This is a genomic window from Vibrio sp. OPT46 (assembly GCF_015163535.1).
Classification (GTDB): Bacteria; Pseudomonadota; Gammaproteobacteria; order Enterobacterales; family Vibrionaceae; genus Vibrio; species Vibrio alginolyticus.
This window is the reverse complement of record NZ_JADDYG010000859.1, coordinates 1-411: the sequence shown is the minus strand read 5'-3', so window position 1 is coordinate 411 and position 411 is coordinate 1. Positions and strand designations below refer to the sequence as shown.

1 protein-coding gene is annotated in these 411 nt (G+C 37.5%); it reads right to left on the bottom strand.

What is annotated here, in order from left to right:
• Positions 1–209: 209 nt before the first annotated feature.
• Positions 210–411, bottom strand: a 202-nt coding sequence (locus IQR33_RS34910) for a hypothetical protein (protein ID WP_228014226.1), incomplete at its 5' end; no start/stop codon positions are given.

The following is a 411-nucleotide window of genomic DNA, read 5'->3' as shown; positions in this document are numbered from 1 at the left end:
TGAGAGAATGTAGCGGCAGCCAGTAGTTTGTTCCTAACTAGAACGAGATAACCGTTTCTCAACTATAGCGATACAGGCACAAAAACAGAAAGAATATTGGATATTACAAAAGGTAGACCACCACTTTAAAACGTTTTGAGTATTTTTTGCGCTCAATGAGGTGCAAGTATACTTATGCTTTTTATGACTTGTGAACACTCAATTGCATGTTATGTTGCTGTTGAAATAGTACATGAAATAAGGACAAGAACATGAAGATAAGATGCAAAACGACGCATAGCATTGAAAAATTTAACCCAGATGACCTCAATCCAAACACAGATCTCTTTGGTATGATTGCTGTTGTATTCGTGTTCATGGCTGTTTTGCTTAGCATCTAGTAGCACTACGTTCATTCTTGTGGCCGTATTC